Source organism: Candidatus Rokuibacteriota bacterium, from assembly GCA_016209385.1.
Classification (GTDB): Bacteria; Methylomirabilota; Methylomirabilia; order Rokubacteriales; family CSP1-6; genus JACQWB01.
In genome coordinates this window covers 1-13,875 of record JACQWB010000155.1, presented here as the reverse complement: position 1 = coordinate 13,875, position 13,875 = coordinate 1, and the positions used below count along the sequence as shown (strand labels likewise).

Here is a 13,875-nt window from a genome sequence, read left to right as displayed (position 1 = left end):
GCCGCAGGCGTGGCAGTTCGAGCCGAGGCGCTTCGGCGCAGGCAGCTTCATCGCCTGCGCCAGCGGCGAGGCGAGACCCGAGTAAGTAAGAGCCACGAGGCGAGGCCCGAGTTGATTGCGCGGGCCGGGTACCCGCGAAGCGGGTGCGCGCTCGAAGGGCATTACTCCGAGACGCTCCGAACCCGCGCGGCTCTGCCGGCCGCTCGGTGTCCCGCCGTTCCCGCCGAGAGGGAAGCTGTGGTATTCTTTCCCTCACCCTCCATGACGCGCAAGGCTGATGCCGCCCGACGTATCGAAGAGCTCCGGCAACTCATCCACGGCCACGACTACCTCTACTACGTCCTGAACCGTCCCGAGATCTCCGACGCGGAATACGATCGGCTCTTCAAGGAGCTCAAGGACCTCGAGGCCGAGCACCCCGACCTGATCACGCCCGACAGCCCTACCCAGCGGGTCGCCGGCCGGCCCGTCGAAGCCTTCGCCGCCGTGGAGCACAAGGTGGCCATGCTGTCGCTGGACAACGCCATGGACACGGCCGAGCTGCGCGAGTTCGAGGCCCGACTCAGGCGGATGCTGGCCGGGGCCGACTTCGAGTACGTCTGCGAGCCGAAGGTGGACGGCCTGGGCGTGGCGCTGGTCTACGAAGACGGGCGCTTCGTGCGGGGTGCCACGCGCGGCGACGGGCGCCTGGGCGAGGACATCACCCAGAATCTCAAGACGATCCGCTCGATCCCGATGCGGCTCCACGGCCCGCTCGCCCGGTGTCGCCAGCTCGAGGTGCGGGGCGAGGTCTTCATCCCCCGCCGGGCCTTCGACACGCTCAACGCCGAGCTGGAAGCGGCGGGCGAACCGACGTTCGCCAACCCCCGAAACGCCTCCGCGGGCTCGGTCCGCCAGAAGGATCCGGCGATAACCGGCCGGCGCCCGCTCGACATCTTCTGCTACCACGTGAGCCACGCTGACCCGGCCCGCTTCACGACGCACTGGGAGACGTTGGAGGCGCTCAAGGCGAGCGGGTTCAAGGTCAACCCGCGGTCCACGAGCTGCGCGGACATCGACGCTGTGATCACCCGCTGCCAGGCCCTCGAAACCGAGCGCGACGCGCTCGGCTACGACGCCGACGGCGTGGTCGTGAAGGTCGACTCGCTGGAGCAGCAGCGACGCCTGGGCGCGACGGCTCACCACCCCCGCTGGGCGATCGCGTACAAGTTCGCCGCCCGCCAGGCCACCACCCGGGTCCTGGACATCAAGATCCACGTCGGGAAGACCGGGGCCCTCACCCCGACGGCCATCCTCGAGCCGGTGGAGCTGGCGGGGGTGACGGTGAGCCGCGCGAGCCTCCACAACGAGGACGAGATCAAGAAGAAGGACATCCGGGTCGGGGACACCGTGTTGATCGAGCGCGCCGGTGACGTGATCCCCTACGTGATCCAGGTGATCCCCGGGAAGCGGCCGCCGGAGACCAGGCCGTTCGTCTTCCCAACCCGCTGCCCGGTCTGCCACGCGCGGGCGCACCGTCCCGAGGGCGAGGCCATCTGGCGCTGCACCAACGCTGCGTGCCCGGCCCAGCTCAAGGAGCGGCTCCTGCACTTCGGGTCGCGGCGGGCCATGGACATCGAGCATCTGGGCGAGGCCGTCGTGAACCAGCTCGTGGATCGGGGGCTCGTCCGCGACTTCGCCGACCTTTACCACCTGACCGTGGAGCAGCTCGCCGAGCTGGAGCGGCTGGCCGAGAAGTCGGCCCAGAACCTCGTGACGGCGATCCAGGCCTCCAAGGGCCGGGGGCTGGCGCGTCTCCTGAACGCGCTGGGGATCAGGATGGTGGGCGAGCGTGTGGCCCGGCTCCTGGCCGACCGGTTCGGGAGCATGGAGCCGGTCCTCGAAGCGAGCGCGCACGAGATCGGCGAGATCTACGGCATCGGCCCCCAGATCGCCCGCTCTGTCGCCGAGTTCTTCGCCGAACCCCAGAACCGGAAGACCGTCGAGCGGCTCAGGGAATCCGGCGTGGCGATGGCGGAGGAAGGCGCAGGCGAGGGGGCGAAGCCGCTAGCCGGCAGGTCGTTCGTTCTCACGGGGAACCTCGCGTCTATGACGCGCGACGAGGCGACGGACCTGATCGGGAAGCTCGGCGGCCGCGTCACCGGCTCCGTCTCCAAGAAGACCGACTACGTGGTCGTGGGAACCGAGCCCGGCTCGAAGGCCCAAGACGCGACGCGGCTGGGCGTTCCCGTGCTGTCGGAGGCCGAGTTCCTGAAGCTGGTCGGCCGGTGAGACGGCGCATGGGGAAGGCCGGGCGCAATCAACCGACGGGAAGCGCCGTTCCCCTCGGGCTCGTGCTCGGCGTCGGGCTCTCCGGTTGCGTCGCCGTCACGACACCCTCGACGGCACCCCCGGACGAGGCTCCGGGAACCTGGACCATCCTTGCCCCCATGCCGTCGGCACGGCAGGAGGTCGCGGTGGCCGAGGCGGGCGGCCGGGTCTACGTGATCGGGGGACTCGGGGAAGGGTACGAACCCACCGCCACGGTCGAGGCCTATGACCCCGCCACCAACCGATGGGAGCCGCGGACGCCGCTGCCCATCAGGGTCCATCACCCGGCCGCCGTCGGCGTCCACGGGAAGGTGTATCTCATCGGCGGCTACACCGGGCGGTTCTCCTGGACGCCCCAGGCGGCCGTCTTCGAGTACGACCCGACCACGAATGCCTGGCGGCAGAGACTCTCGATGCCGAGGGCGCGCGGCGCTCTCGCTGCCGCAGCGCTCAACGGGAAGATCCACACCCTGGGCGGCGCCGCAGCCGGAGTCACGCTGACCGCCCACGAGGTGTACGACCCGCTGACCGACAGGTGGAGCCACGCCGCCGCCATGCCCACCGCTCGGGACCACCTGGCGGCCGCGACGCTTGGCGGGAAGCTCTACGCCCTGGGCGGCCGCGAGTCGTTCTTCGGGAGGAAGCACGCCGTCGTAGAGATCTACGATCCGGCCACGGACAGCTGGCGGAGCGGCGCGCCGCTCCCCCTGGCCCGGGGCGGCCTGGCCGCCGCGGCGCTCGACGGCCGGCTCTTCGTCGTCGGTGGTGAGCTGCCGTTCCGGATCATCAGCGCGACGGAGATGTACGACCCGGCCGCCGGACGCTGGACCGCCAAGGCCGCCATGCCGACGCCCCGACACGGGATCGGAGCCGCCGCGGTGGGGAACCGCATCTACGTCCCCGGCGGTGGCACACGCCCCGGCCCGGGCCGCTCCAGCGCGCTCGAGGCGTTCGAGCCATGAGGCGCATCGCTGTCGCGCTCCCCCTGCTCTGCGCCCTCGCGGCTGCCGCCGCTGCCCAACCCCAGCGCCTCACCCGCGAGCAGGCCCTCGCGGCGCTCCACAGCCGCGCCGACGTGGAGGCGCGGCGGCAGGGCGCGGCCTGGCTCGGCGACACGGGTGTGATGGCCGACGTCCCGCGCCTGGTTGAGGCCCTCCGTGACCCGGACGAAACGGTCCGCGTCCTGGCCGAGCACTCGCTCTGGAAGGTCTGGAGCCGCTCGGGCGACGCCGAGGTGGACAACCTCTTCCAGCTCGGCCTCGAGCAGATGGACCAGCGGGAAGCGGAGGGGGCCATCAAGACCTTCACGCTGATCATCCAGAAAAAGCCCGACTTCGCCGAAGGGTGGAACAAGCGGGCCACGCTCTACTACCTGGTCGGGGAGTGGGAGAAGTCGCTGGCTGACTGCGAAGAGGTCATCAAGCGAAACCCGGCCCACTTCGGCGCGCTCTCGGGCTTCGGGATGAACTACCTCCGGCTCGGCAAGCTCGCGCAGGCCCTCGACTATTTCCAGCGGGCGCTCGCCGTGAATCCCAACCTCACCCAGGTCGAAGCCGCGGTGTCCGAGCTGAAGCGGCTCCTGATCCAGCAGCGCCGGGACACCATCTAAGGAGGCCCTGCATGCCCCTGACCGAGCACGAGCTGGATGCGCTGCGGAAGATTTCGAGCCCGAGCGTGGCGAACGCCATCGAGACCTTCAAGCTCAGGTCGCGGAGCGAAGGCTTCATGGCTTCGGAGATCCGGGCGCTGTTCCCCGAGCTCGGCCCGCTCGTGGGGTACGCGGTGACCGCGGTGATCCGGGCGGAGCCAGAGCCCCAGGAGGGGCACCGGGCGAGCGTCTTCGGCTGGTGGGACTACATCGTGTCGATCCCGGCGCCGCGCGTCGTGGTCGTCCACGACCTCGACGACCCGCGTGGCCAGGGCGCCCAGTGGGGCGAGGTTCAGGCCAACATCCACAAAGCCCTGGGCTGCGCGGGAGTGGTGACCGACGGATCCGTGCGCGATCTGGACGAGGTGAGGGCGATCGGCTTTCAGTTCGCGGCGGCCCACGTCTCGGTCTCCCACGCCTGGGTCCACATGGTGGACTTCGGGCTCCCGGTCAAGGTGGGCGGGCTCTGGGTGACGCCGGGCGACCTCCTCCACTGCGACCAGCACGGCGTCGTCTCGATCCCGCACCCGATCGCCGGCCAGATTGCCGAGGCGGTCACCAAGGTCGAAGCAGCGGAGCGCAGGATCATCCAGACCTGCCAGGCGCCGGACTTCAGCGTCGAGAAGCTGAAGGCGGTGTACCGCGAGATCCGCCCGGGCACCTACTGAGCCGACGTCAGAAGATCTATTCAGATCTATTCGGGCCTCGCCTCGTGCCGGGCGTGCCTCACGGCATGGCCGACGGCCCTCGGCTCGAAGGTCGCCTCCCGCTTGAGCCGGTTGACGATCTGCTCGGCCAGCCGGACCGGCTCGGGGACGCGGAAACGCGAGCAGCCGAGCACCCAGTGGATCGCCGCTCGCACGCCGATTCGATGCCCGGGAGACGAAGATCGGCTTCACCCCCGCCCGCGTCCTGAGCACCGCGCCGACCCGCTGGCCGTCCACGCGGAGCGGGCTCCAGGCCCCGCGCTGGGATCCCGGGTCGCGGTACTCTCCCACCAGGAGCGATTTCGCGCAGCCCACGCTCGGGAGGTCGAGGAGCACTCCCAGGTGGCAGGCCAGGCCGAAGCGCCGCGGATGCGCGAGCCCCTGACCGTCGAAGAGGCAGAGATCGGGGCGCCCGCGCAGGCGCCGGAACGCGGCGACGAGCAACGGCCCCTCGCGGAACGAGAGGTAACCGGGCACGTAGGGGAACGGTGGTGGCCCGGCCGCTGTGGCAGACTCCACCAGGCGGCCGTCGGGCAAGGTCAGCAGCGCCACCGCGGCCCACGCCCAACGGCCGTCGCGACTGTACGCGAGGTCAGCTCCGGCAACCAGTCTGACTCGCCGCGGGCCACCCGTCAGCCGCACCCGCGACCGAAGCCGCTCCTGAAGCTCGCGCGCTTCGGCAACGGTTCGCGGCCAGGCATTGCCCCGCTGGACGGCCATCGCGAGAGCATTGTACGGTAAAATCCTGCCGGCGAGCGGGCGGGGACGCGCGGGAGGCGTATGAACCGGGCCGGAGTCGCGGTCGCCCTCACCGTCGCCATCGCGGTTCTCGTTCTCGCGGCGTGGTTCCTCGTCAGATATCTCCTTTCGTTCCTGGCGCTCCGCCTTTACCGGGCCGCTCGCCGGTCGCCCGGGGCGTCACTGCCGTGGAAGGGACCAACGCGCATGGATGCGCTGCTGGCCATCGGGGGCCTCGGGATCCTCGCGGTCGTCGGGATCCTGTCGGCCGTCGCCTACGTCGTCATGGTTGACGTGAAGCCCAAGGAGCCCCGGCCCGTGCTCGACGAAGCCGCCCGCCGGCAGATCGACGACCTCGGAAACCGGCTGATCAAGCACGTGACGGTCCTCGCGGGCGAGATCGGGGAGCGGAACCTCTTCCGCCCCCAGGGTCTCCGCGCGGCCGCAGAGTATATCCGGCAGAGCTGGACGGCGCAGGGGTTTCCCGTGGCGGAGGAGCCGTTCGAGGTGGCCGGGCAGCGGTGCGTGAACCTGATCGTTGAGCAGCCGGGGGCCGGCCGGCCGCACGAGATCGTGCTCGTCGGGGCCCACTACGATTCCCTGATCGGAACCGCCGGCGCCAACGACAACGCGACCGGGGTGGCAGTGCTCCTCGAGCTGTCAGCGGCCCTGAAGGCCGCGCGTCCCCTCCGCACCGTTCGCGTCGTCGCCTTCGTCAACGAGGAACCGCCGTTCTTCCACTCCGAGCAGATGGGAAGCCGGCTCCACGCGCTGAATGCGCGGCGGCGACACGAGAAGATCGTAGCCATGGTCTCGCTGGAAACCCTCGGGTACTACGCCCACGGCGCGGGAAGCCAGCGGTATCCGTTTCCCTTCGGAGCCTTCTATCCGGATCGGGCCGACTTCCTCGCCGTGGTGGGGAACCTGGCCTCACGACCGCTCGTGGTCGAGTTCCTCCGTCACCTGATGGCGGCGACCGACTTCCCCGTGGAGGGCGTCGCGACGTTTCCGTGGATTCCGGGCGTGGACTGGTCTGACCACTGGTCGTTCTGGAAGGAAGGGTATCCGGCAGTGATGCTGACCGACACCGCCCTCTACCGCTATCCGGAGTACCACTCGCCTGGCGATCTTCCCGGGAGGATCAGCCAGGAAGAGTTCGCCCGGGCCGCGCACGGGATCATCGGCGCCGTTCGCCGCCTCGCCGACTCACCCTGAGCGCGACGGTGGTTGAAAAGCAGACCCGGCCCTTGTAGGTTAAAGTGACTCTGGCTCAACGAGGAGGTTCGCGATGCCCCGCGTCAAGGTGAACGGAGTCTCCCTCGCGGTCCAAGACTGGCCGGGCAAAGGCGCCGCCGCCGTCTGCATCCACGGCCTCACCGCCAACCACGCCTGCTGGGCGAGCATCGCCGACATCCTGTCGCCTGACTACCGGCTCATCGCCTACGACCTCAGGGGCCGGGGGGAGAGCGACAAGCCGGAAAAGGGCTACAGCCTGCAGATCCACTGCCAGGACCTGGTCGGTCTGCTCGACCACTTCGGCGTGAAGAAAGCGATCATCATGGGGCACTCGCTCGGAGCCCACATCGGCGTTTGCTTCGCCGCCCGCTTCCCCCAGCGGGTGTCGAAGCTGGTGCTGGTGGACGGCGGGATCGACGTCCGCGCCGAGATCCTGGATTCCCTGGCTCCCGCCATCAACCGGCTCGGCATCGAGTTCCCGTCGATGGACGCGTTTCTCCAGCTGATGCAGAGCCTCCCGATGCTGGCCGGCCGCTGGAACGACTACCTGGAGCGCTACTTCCGCTACGACGTGGAGACGCTCAGCTCGGGGGCGGTCCGCTCGAAGGTGGCCAGGCACGCCATCGAGGAGGAGCTGGCGAATCTCGCGCGTGAGCGACTCTGGGTCTACCACCACCAGGTGAAGTGCCCGACGCTGATCTTCCGCGCCCCCGACGGCCTCCTGACGGCGACCGACTGCCTGATGACCCAGGAGGAGGCCGAGGCCATGGCCCACGCCATCCGGAAGTCGACGCTCGTCGTAGTCCCGGGCACGAACCACTACACCGTGCTCCTGGGAAAGAACCCGAAGGTCAAGAACGCCCTCCGTGCGTTCCTCAAAGCGCGATGACGACCTGGCCGCCGAGCTACCACGAAGGCTACTGGCCGGAGCCCAGCTCCCCCTGCTGGTTCAAGGATCGCGAGTGCCAGGATCCCGAGTCTCGCGACGCGGAGATCCTCCGGAAGATCCAAGCCGTGATGCGCTGGGCGTGGGAGCGCGGGCCGTTCTATCGAAGGAAGTGGGAGGCGGTGGGGCTCGACCCCGGCGACATCAAGAGCCTGCAGGACTTCAGGAAGGTACCGGTTCTGACCAAGCAGGAGCTCAGGGAGGACCAGGCGGCGCACCCGCCCTTCGGTTCCTACCTCTGCATCGAGCCCCGTGAGGTCTTCCACATCCACGGCACCTCGGGCACCACCGGGAAGCCCACGGCGTTCGCCATCGGGCGCGACGACTGGCGCAGGATCGCCAACGCCCACGCGCGGGTGATGTGGGGCTTCGGCCTCCGCCCCGGCGACACGGTCTTCTTCGGCTCGTTCTTCTCCCTCTACCTGGGCGGCTGGGGCGCCCTGGCCGGGGCCGAGCGCCTCGGCTGCGTCGCCTTCCCCTTCGGCGCGGGCGTGCCGGGTCAGACCCTCCAGGCTCTCCGCTGGCTCAGGGACATCAAGCCCACCGCCTTCTATGGAACGCCGTCCTACGGCCTCTACGTCGCGGAGAAGGCCCGTCAGGAGGGGATCGATCCGAAGGAGTTCGGGATCAAGATCCTCTTCTTCTCGGGCGAGCCCGGCGGCTCGATCCCGTCGACGAAGCAGCGGATCGAGGAAGCCTACGGCGGGATCTGCGTGGACACGGGCTCCACCGCCGAGATGACCCCGTGGATGACCAACGGCGAGTGCGTCTTCAGGGCCGGCATGCACCTCTGGCAGGACATCGTCTACGCGGAGCTGCTCCACCCTGACACGAAGGAGCCGGTGCCGTTCGGCGGCGAGGGGGTGCTCATCTACAACCACCTGGAGCGGACCTCGCAGCCCATGATCCGCTTCTGGTCGGGCGACCTCGCGCGCTGGACCGATACGCCGTGCGAGTGCGGCCGGACGTACCCGCGGCTCCCCGGGGGGATCTACGGGCGGGTGGACGACATGTTCATCGTGCGCGGGGAGAACGTGTACCCGAGCGCCATCGAGGACGTGCTACGCGCGACCCGCGGCTTCGGCGAGGAGTTCAGGATCATCATCTCGCGCGAGGAGATCATGGACGAGCTGGTGGTCCAGGCCGAGTACACGCGGGACATCGCGGCGCGGGCCGAGCGAAACCCGGAAGTGCTCGAGGCGCTGAGGAAGGAGATGGCCGAGCGGCTCCGGGCGGCCATCGGCCTCTGGCCCAAAGTCCAGCTCATGCCACCCGACGCCCTCCCCCGAACCGAGTTCAAGGCGCGCCGGGTGGTGGATAACCGCAACCTGTTCCGCGAGCTACGCGAGGGAAAGAAGGATGCTTGAGATCCGGCACGGCGGGCCCGACGACATCGGCAGCTGCCTCAGCCTCGCGGCCGAGCTGATCGATTCCCGCCGGGGCCAGGGGCTGATCCAGGCCGCGCTCGACCGCCGGCAGCTCCTCGTGGCCCGCGACGACGGACGCGTGGTCGGCTTTCTCACCTACCGTACCGACTGGTTCAACTGCACGTTCGTCTCGGTGGCCGTCGTCACGCCCGACCGGCGCCGGGAGGGGATCGCGCGAGCGCTCTTCCGCGCCGTCGAGGAGCGGAGCCCGGGTCCCCGGCTCTTCTCTTCCACCGATGAGACCAACGCGGCTTCCATCCGGATGCACAGCGCGCTCGGCTTCACCGCCAGCGGCTACATCGACAACCTCCCCCAGGGCTACCGCGAGCTGCTCTTCTACAAGCGCCTTCCCGGGCGCATCGAGCACGGGCACGACGGAGTCTCGATTCTGGGGGACAGCGACGGGGCGACTCATGCTTGATCCAAAGAAGCTCGACGCAATCAGGCACGAACAGAAGACGTGGGAGGCTGGGGAGCTCAGCGCGTTTCAGGCCCGCAGGCCCGAGCGCCAGGACTCCTTCACCACGCTCTCGGGCCGCGAGCTGAAGCGGCTCTACACGCCGGTAGACGTCGAGGGGACGGACTACGCGAATGACCTCGGCTTTCCCGGTCAGTTCCCCTTTACCCGCGGCCCCTACCCGACCATGTACCGGGCTCAGCCGTGGACCATGCGTCAGATCGCGGGCTTCGGGACGGCCCAGGACACCAACGCGCGCTTCAAGTACCTGATCGCTCAGGGCCAGACGGGCCTCAGCGTGGACTTCGACATGCCCACGCTGATGGGCTACGACTCCGACGACCCGCGGGCCTTCGGCGAGGTCGGCCGCGAGGGCGTCGCGGCGGACACGCTCGCCGACATGGAGGAGCTCTTCGACGGCATCGACCTGGGCTCCATCAGCGTCTCGATGACCATCAACCCGACGGCCTGGATCCTCCTGGCCATGTATGTGGCGCTGGCGGAAAAACGGGGAATTCCCAAGGCGAAGCTCTCGGGCACGGTCCAGAACGACACCATCAAGGAGTTCACGGCCCAGAAGGAGTGGATCTATCCGGTCAAGCCGTCGATCCGGATCGTGCGCGACTCGATCATCTACTCGGTCCAGCACCTCCCCCACTACAACCCGGTCAACATCTCCGGCTACCACATCCGGGAGGCCGGGGCCACCGCGGTGCAGGAGGCCGCGTTCACCCTCGCCGCCGGCATCGCCTACGTCGAGGAGGTGCGGCGGACCGGGCTCGACGTGGACGCCTTCGCGCCGCGCCTCAGCTTCTACTTCATCTCCCACTCCGACTTCTTCGAGGAGATCGCCAAGTTCAGGGCCGCACGCCGTTGCTGGGCCCGGATCATGAAGGAGCGCTTCGGCGCCAGGCGCCCCGAGTCCATGCGCCTCCGCTTCCACTGCCAGACCGCCGGCTCCTCTCTCACCGCCGTCCAGCCGATGAACAACGTCGTGCGAACGGCCTACCAGGCCCTCGCCGCGGTGCTCGGCGGGTGCCAGTCGCTCCACACCAACGGGATGGACGAGGCCCTCGCCATCCCCTCGGAGGAGGCGATGAAGCTCGCCCTCCGCACCCAGCAGATCCTCCTTGAGGAGACGGGGGTCGCGAACTCCGTCGACCCCCTCGGCGGCTCCTACCTGGTGGAGGCCCTGACCGAGCAGACCGAGCGCGAGATCCGGGCGTACCTCAACCGGATTGACGCGATGGGTGGCACCGTCGCCGCGCTCGAGAGGAACTTCTTCCAGCAGGAGATCGCCGATGCGGCCTACGCCTACCAGCGGGCCAAGGAGCGCGGGGAGGAGATCGTCGTCGGTGTCAACAAATTCCGGGAGCCCGAGCCCGAGGAGCCCGAGATCCCCCTCCACGTCCTGGACCCGCGGACCGAGCAGATCCAGAAGGAGCGGCTCGCGCGCGTCAAGCGCGAGCGCGACAGCGCGCGGGTGCAGAAGCTCCTGAAGGAGCTCCAGGAGGTGGCGCGGACCGACGCGAACCTGATGCCGGTCACGATCGAGTGCGTGAAGGCCTACGCCTCGGAGGGCGAGATCGTCAACGCGCTCAAAGAGGTCTTCGCGACGTACCGGGAGCCGATCGTGTTTTGACCCGTCACTTTGAACTCCCTCTCCGCGACGGAGAGAGAAGCATGAAGAGCATGGGGGAGAGCCATGTCACCGAAAAACGCGTTGCTCAGTCAGGCGCAGGACGAGTTCAGGGCCTTCAAGGCGGCGCTCGGGGGCCTCGACGAGCGCCAGCTCGCCGAGGTCTGGCTCGGAAGCTGGAGCATCAAGGACATCCTGGCCCACATCTCGGGCTGGCACCGCGAGATGGGGCCCGGGCTCGAGCGGCTCGCGCGCGGCGAGAAGCCCTTTTCCGAGGGGACGAACTACAACGACGTGGATTCCTGGAACGCCAGGTTCGCCGCAGCCAAGAAAAACGCGACGGGATCCGAGCTGCTCGGGGAGCTGGATGCCTCGCACGACTCCTTCATGGCCCAGGCGGCCAAGGTCCCTGAGGAGCGGTTTGTCCCCGGCAAGACCGCCCATCGGATCGTGGATCTGAACAGCGCGCACCACTATAAGGAGCACGGCGACCAGATCCGCGCCTGGCGCCAGGACAAGGGAATCTAGGGAGAGGGTGGCGGTGGGACAGCGTAAGGTCCGGGTCCTGGTCGCCAAGCCGGGGCTGGACGGGCACGACCGCGGTGCCAAGGTCGTGGCGCGGGCGCTCCGCGACGCGGGCTTCGAGGTCATCTACACCGGCCTCCACCAGACCCCCGAGCAGATCGTGGCGACGGCGATCCAGGAGGACGTGAACGTCATCGGCCTCTCGATCCTCTCCGGCACCCACATGCTCGTCTTCCCGCGGATTCTGGAGCTGCTCCACCAGCAAGGGGCCGACCACATCAGCGTGATCGGTGGCGGCACCATGCTCCCCAGGGAGATGCGGGAGCTCAAGGCCATGGGCGTTGCGGAGCTCTGGGGCGTGGATTCGTCGACGGAGGAGATCGTCACCTGGCTCCGCGAGCGATTCGCCGCCGATACCTGAGCCCGGCCCGCGCCGGGGCGTGCTCGGACCCTTCGCTGGCTGATCCTCGTAGTACCCGCCGCCATCTACTTCTTCTCGTACTTCCACCGCGTCGCCCCTGCCGTGGTCGCCCACGACCTGATGCAGGCCTTCGCGATTCCGGCGGCGTCGCTCGGACACCTGGCCGCGATCTACCCGTTCGTTTTCGCAGTGATGGGGCTCCCCGCGGGGAGCCGGGCGGACACGCTCGGTCCGCGCTAGACCCGGCGGGGGTGTATCAAGCCGCCTTCGGCGTGTGCGCGGCCATCGCCGTGGCAGCGCTGGTGATGGCCCTCCGCGTGACCGAGACCCGCTGCCGGAACATCTGGCCGCCGGCCAACCACTAACAAGCGCGAGGCGGAGTGGCTGGTGGAAGACATCGGCGGACGCTCGCAGCCAGTATCTGAGCGGCCAGTCGCAAGAATACATTCCGGATCCAGCCCGCGGCGTCATCCTGTCGGGTCGGCGACATCCTGTCGCCGCCTGGCGCCGCGCCCGCGCCCGAACTTCGCCGCCCCTCTGGCTAATTTCCTACCGTCTTTGAGCTTTCTGCCTCGCGCGATGATCGCTCACTGGTACAGGGGTTGCAACGCTTCGGGACCTGCAGGACGCCGAAGGAGGCAAGCCATGCTGATCGTGACCGAACGAGCAAAGGAGGAGCTGCGGGCCGTGTTAGCGGATAGTGTGGACGAGCCAGGAATGAGCCTGCGGCTGGTGGCGAGCGCCCCAGGCCAGTTCGGGCTCGTCCCGGACGCGGAGAAGGAAGGCGACCACGTGGTCGAGCACGAGGGGGTCAAAGTGCTGCTCATCGACGAGGAGCTCTCAGCCCACCTCGAAAGCGTAACGATCGACTGCCGCGAGATGCCCGAAGGCCCAAAACTGGTCATCGCGAAGAAAACGTAGAGGGCCGGGCACGCCACGGCGGGCGCCGCCGTGGCTCGACGCCTTCGAGCGGCCGCTCGCCGCTCCCGGGAGGGACAACCCATGAGCACTCCGATTTCCGCACGCGGTCGAATGTCGTCGAGCTTCGCCCAGCGGATCGTCCGAGCGGCGAAACTCGACGTTCATCTCTACGAGGAGGTGGAGGCTGACGCGGGCGCCACGCGCCAGGCCATGGCGGTAGTGGCGCTCTCGAGCGTCGCCGCGGGCCTCGGGGCCGGCCGATGGCAGCTCGGCGGCATCGTGATCGGGACCGGGTTGGCGCTCGTCGGCTGGGTAGTCTGGGCGTACCTGACCTACTGGATCGGCACCCGGTTCCTCCCCGAGCCCCAGACCCGGGCGAGCCACGGAGAGCTGCTGCGCACGATCGGGTTTGCCACCTCCCCGGGACTGATCCGCGTCCTCGGGGTGATCCCCGGCCTCAGGGAGCTCGCGTTCCTCGGGGCTGGAATCTGGGGCCTGATCGCGACAGTCATCGCGGTGCGGCAGGCGCTCGATTACCGGAGCACCTTGCGGGCCGTCGGGGTCTGCGCGGTCGGCTGGGTCGTCCAGATGATCCTCGTCGGTATCGCCCTCGTTCTGGTTCGAGCCCTCGCCGGGCCGGCATGAAAAGCGGCCTCACAACATGACCTGAACAGAAGGGAGGATCCTCCATGGCCTTCAACGACGAGAGAGGACAGATGGGACGCTGGGCCCGGGGCGCCGGCGATTGGGAGGATCTCGGCTCGCGCCTCCCACGGCTCCCTCAATTTTCACGGAAGCACATCCTCGCCGTGGTCATCGTCATCCTCGCCATCTGGCTGGGGTCAGGCTTCTACATCGTCGGCCCCGGCGAGCAGGGCGTGGTCAGGCAGTTCGGGAAGG

The 13,875-nt window shown here is 68.8% G+C and carries 15 protein-coding genes and 1 pseudogene; 15 read left to right on the top strand and 1 reads right to left on the bottom strand.

Going from position 1 to position 13,875, the window contains the following annotated elements; all coding sequences use genetic code 11:
* Window positions 1-261: 261 nt before the first annotated feature.
* From ligA to HY726_10910, 4 genes are read left to right on the top strand one after another with little or no spacing between them, the layout of a single operon-like run.
* Window positions 262-2,271, top strand: a complete 2,010-nt coding sequence (gene ligA, locus HY726_10925; GenBank protein ID MBI4609509.1) for an NAD-dependent DNA ligase LigA — start codon at window positions 262-264, stop codon at window positions 2,269-2,271.
* 8 nt (window positions 2,272-2,279) lie between these two features.
* Window positions 2,280-3,272, top strand: a complete 993-nt coding sequence (locus HY726_10920) for a galactose oxidase (GenBank protein MBI4609508.1) — start codon at window positions 2,280-2,282, stop codon at window positions 3,270-3,272.
* A complete protein-coding gene (locus tag HY726_10915) occupies window positions 3,269-3,919 on the top strand; it encodes a tetratricopeptide repeat protein (protein ID MBI4609507.1) in 651 nt (216 codons plus the stop codon). The genes HY726_10920 and HY726_10915 overlap by 4 nt, the downstream gene beginning before the upstream one ends.
* 11 nt (window positions 3,920-3,930) lie before the next feature.
* Window positions 3,931-4,626, top strand: a complete 696-nt coding sequence (locus HY726_10910) for an RraA family protein (GenBank protein ID MBI4609506.1) — start codon at window positions 3,931-3,933, stop codon at window positions 4,624-4,626.
* A 26-nt stretch (window positions 4,627-4,652) separates the two neighbouring features.
* On the opposite strand, the pseudogene HY726_10905 reads toward HY726_10910, so the two are convergent.
* A pseudogene (locus HY726_10905) lies at window positions 4,653-5,385 on the bottom strand (endonuclease V).
* A 303-nt stretch (window positions 5,386-5,688) separates the two neighbouring features.
* Here HY726_10905 and HY726_10900 point away from each other — a divergent pair.
* The 11 genes from HY726_10900 to HY726_10850 all read left to right on the top strand — a co-directional run.
* Window positions 5,689-6,618: a M28 family peptidase gene (locus HY726_10900; protein MBI4609505.1), complete on the top strand. Its 930-nt coding sequence runs from the start codon at window positions 5,689-5,691 to the stop codon at window positions 6,616-6,618.
* A gap of 73 nt (window positions 6,619-6,691) precedes the next feature.
* Window positions 6,692-7,528 (top strand): alpha/beta hydrolase, encoded by an 837-nt coding sequence (locus HY726_10895; GenBank protein MBI4609504.1) that lies wholly within the window; start codon window positions 6,692-6,694, stop codon window positions 7,526-7,528.
* Window positions 7,525-8,952, top strand: a complete 1,428-nt coding sequence (locus tag HY726_10890; GenBank protein MBI4609503.1) for a phenylacetate--CoA ligase family protein — start codon at window positions 7,525-7,527, stop codon at window positions 8,950-8,952. The genes HY726_10895 and HY726_10890 overlap by 4 nt, the downstream gene beginning before the upstream one ends.
* The gene (locus HY726_10885; GenBank protein MBI4609502.1) at window positions 8,945-9,433 is read left to right on the top strand and encodes a GNAT family N-acetyltransferase; all 489 of its coding nucleotides are present in this window, start codon (window positions 8,945-8,947) and stop codon (window positions 9,431-9,433) included. Before HY726_10890 ends, HY726_10885 begins: the two co-directional genes overlap by 8 nt.
* Complete coding sequence (locus HY726_10880; GenBank protein ID MBI4609501.1) at window positions 9,426-11,111, top strand: methylmalonyl-CoA mutase family protein; 1,686 nt, start codon at window positions 9,426-9,428, stop codon at window positions 11,109-11,111. The genes HY726_10885 and HY726_10880 overlap by 8 nt, the downstream gene beginning before the upstream one ends.
* A 63-nt stretch (window positions 11,112-11,174) precedes the next feature.
* Window positions 11,175-11,636, top strand: a complete 462-nt coding sequence (locus HY726_10875; GenBank protein MBI4609500.1) for a ClbS/DfsB family four-helix bundle protein — start codon at window positions 11,175-11,177, stop codon at window positions 11,634-11,636.
* 13 nt (window positions 11,637-11,649) lie between these two features.
* Window positions 11,650-12,054 (top strand): cobalamin B12-binding domain-containing protein, encoded by a 405-nt coding sequence (locus HY726_10870; GenBank protein MBI4609499.1) that lies wholly within the window; start codon window positions 11,650-11,652, stop codon window positions 12,052-12,054.
* A 102-nt stretch (window positions 12,055-12,156) separates the two neighbouring features.
* On the top strand, window positions 12,157-12,294 hold the full coding sequence (locus HY726_10865; GenBank protein ID MBI4609498.1) for a hypothetical protein: 138 nt from the start codon (window positions 12,157-12,159) through the stop codon (window positions 12,292-12,294).
* Window positions 12,295-12,699: 405 nt separating this feature from the next.
* On the top strand, window positions 12,700-12,975 hold the full coding sequence (locus HY726_10860) for a hypothetical protein (GenBank protein ID MBI4609497.1): 276 nt from the start codon (window positions 12,700-12,702) through the stop codon (window positions 12,973-12,975).
* A gap of 111 nt (window positions 12,976-13,086) precedes the next feature.
* Window positions 13,087-13,620, top strand: coding sequence for a YIP1 family protein (locus HY726_10855; protein ID MBI4609496.1), 534 nt, complete (start codon window positions 13,087-13,089; stop codon window positions 13,618-13,620).
* Window positions 13,621-13,664: 44 nt separating this feature from the next.
* Window positions 13,665-13,875 (top strand): protease modulator HflK (locus tag HY726_10850; GenBank protein ID MBI4609495.1); only part of this gene is annotated, 211 nt, incomplete at its 3' end.